This window comes from Deltaproteobacteria bacterium (genome assembly GCA_019308925.1).
In the GTDB taxonomy this organism is placed as follows: Bacteria; Desulfobacterota; B13-G15; order B13-G15; family RBG-16-54-18; genus JAFDHG01.
This window is the reverse complement of record JAFDHG010000118.1, coordinates 1-2,439: the sequence shown is the minus strand read 5'-3', so window position 1 is coordinate 2,439 and position 2,439 is coordinate 1. Positions and strand designations below refer to the sequence as shown.

Annotated in this window: 3 protein-coding genes; all 3 read right to left on the bottom strand. The window is 42.4% G+C overall.

Going from position 1 to position 2,439, the window contains the following annotated elements:
• Nucleotides 1–181 (bottom strand): 4Fe-4S binding protein (locus JRI46_12515; protein ID MBW2040388.1); only part of this gene is annotated, 181 nt, incomplete at its 3' end.
• Between the two features lie 28 nt (nucleotides 182–209).
• Nucleotides 210–2,042 (bottom strand): aldehyde ferredoxin oxidoreductase family protein, encoded by a 1,833-nt coding sequence (locus tag JRI46_12510; protein MBW2040387.1) that lies wholly within the window; start codon nucleotides 2,040–2,042, stop codon nucleotides 210–212.
• A gap of 70 nt (nucleotides 2,043–2,112) precedes the next feature.
• The coding region (locus JRI46_12505) for a UbiD family decarboxylase (GenBank protein ID MBW2040386.1) at nucleotides 2,113–2,439 on the bottom strand (327 nt) is incomplete at its 5' end.

Here is a 2,439-nt window from a genome sequence, read left to right as displayed (position 1 = left end):
ACTTTGCATCAGTGTAAGGACCTGCCAAAATAGGTATGTGGATATCCTTTTCCATATCAACATAGACCCTTATCCGTGAAAGATTGGGATTGACACTGTCCTCAATATGTTGGAGGGAACAAGCGGTTTCGCAGTGTCGACATCCAGTACATTTATCAAAATCTACCCTAAACTCCTTCATGTTTTTCTCCTTTACTTTATTGGAAAAATTAAACTAATCCCAATTCTTTTAGCTTTTCTTGGGCAGGAACACCATCTTTGTCCCACCCCCTTAGTTTATAGTATTCTGGCAGCATCTCATGTAGTTTATTGACATGCCCCTTTCCAGGCCCCTCTGGCAGTGGTTCCTCCAATAACCTCTTAGGCAGATTATCGTCTTTTCCAGTGAGACCGGCTTTTAGATTAAACAGTCGTTCTAGGTTCCAGGTCCTTTCACCAGCAAGTTTAAGGCTTTCCATAGTATAACCAGCACCACTTGCTGGTTCTAGCTGCTGGAGCACTTCTTTAGTCCATAAGGTAACAAGGAGGAAGAGGCATATGCCAGCATTATCGAATAGACAAGTTTCATCTTGAAGATCTTTGGTAAGCTGTGCTTTACCCTCTGTGATGAAAGGATCGGTTTTAGGAAAAATTTTTACCGCATCTGCAAGGATTTCTGAGATCATCGTATACCCTTTGTTGTGACAGGCACCTCGGTTGGCAGTTGCTAAGTTAAGTCCTTGGGCTTGAGCTACCCTGGGATCATAAGCAGGGCACTCCAGTTTCTTTACACCTATAAAGAGTTCTGGATGACCATATTTTTGAGTCATGTGATAACCTCCTTCGGCAATCGCATCACCAAATCCTTTTCTATAAGCGGTCATTTCCACTAGCTTCACCATAGCCTCCGCCTCCCCAAATTTTAAAGAAAAGCCTACATCTTTATCTGTGATGTACCCTTTCTCATACATCTCCATGGCTGCCGCGATGGTGTTGCCTACAGAAATGGTATCCATTCCCAAATCATTGCAAAGATTATTTGCTTTGAGTATGGCTTCAAGGTTGTCATTGCCACAATCTGCACCAAAGACCCATGCTGTTTCAAAATCTGGTCTTTCTGCCCTACCTTCAAAAGGACCCTCTTTAACTTGGGTTATGCCTCCACAAGCCATGGGGCAGGAGAAGCATGCCCTATTTCTAATCAGATAGCCTTTGGTTATCGCCGATCCATCAATGTTTTCTGCGCCCTCAAACACCCCTGTTTGATAGTTTCTGGTAGCTAGCATCCCCACTTCATTATACACATGTAATATACCTGCCGAGCCATTTATGGGAAAGGCATGGGTGGCAAATGGTGAAGCCTTAACCTTCTCCATAACATCATTTACAGCCTCTTTGAAACCCTTAGGGTCAGCAATAGGAATACTTTTAGATCCTCGAATAGCGACAGCTTTAAGATTTTTTGAACCCATTACTGCACCAATTCCTCCCCTTGCAGCTGCGTTATGTTTATCAACAATAACGGCAGCAACTTTAGCCAGATTCTCACCTGCAGGACCAATGCTTGCAATATGAATCCTTTTCCTCTTCCAGGGATCCTCAAACTCAAGTGAGGATTTGATCAGGTCTTCTGTTTCATGAACAGTTTTTCCCCAGAGATCATCGGCAGCTCTAAATTCAATCTGATCATCATCGATCCATAAATAAACTGGTTCTGGAGACTTGCCTTCTAAGATGATCATATCGTAACCTGCATATTTCATTTCAGGTCCGAAGTAACCACCGGCATTGCCATTTCCTATGTTGCCTAAAGGGGATTTAGTAACCACTACAAATCGACTACTTCCCACCGCTCCCGTTCCTGTGAGGGGAACAGTGGCAAAGATTAATTTGTTATCAGGATCAAAGGCATCAATGGCAGGATCGATTTCATCGTAGAGGATCTTGGTAGCTAATCCTCGGCCGCCAATATAATCTCTGGCTAAATCTTCATCCAGCTCTTCTATCTCATAGTTATGTTCTGTTAAATCAACTCTTAGGATTTTTCCCATCCAGCCATACATTAGTTCTACCTCCTTTTAAAAAGTGTTCACATTTTTAATCAATAGAATCAAGACACCTCTCCCATTATTTTCAGATAAAATCCTTCAAAGATACTTTTCCCCATCCTTTAGGGTTAACCCTTTCAAATTTTGTTCTTAACTCTTTCCTTAGCAAGGAAGGTTTAGTGGCATCAATCCCCAATTTCCCCCCCACCCTTAGTGGAGGAGCACCAGGAAGATCGGGGATTGAAATATCATATGGTAAGCCCAGGGTTCTCTCAATACCAATAGTATCCGTTTGAGGATTCATTCTCACCCCAATAGAATAAAGGATATCTTCTGCACTAGTAATGTCCATGTCCTCATCTACCGCGATGGCAATTTTGCTAAATATTAACATAGGGGAATAAAGAGCTGT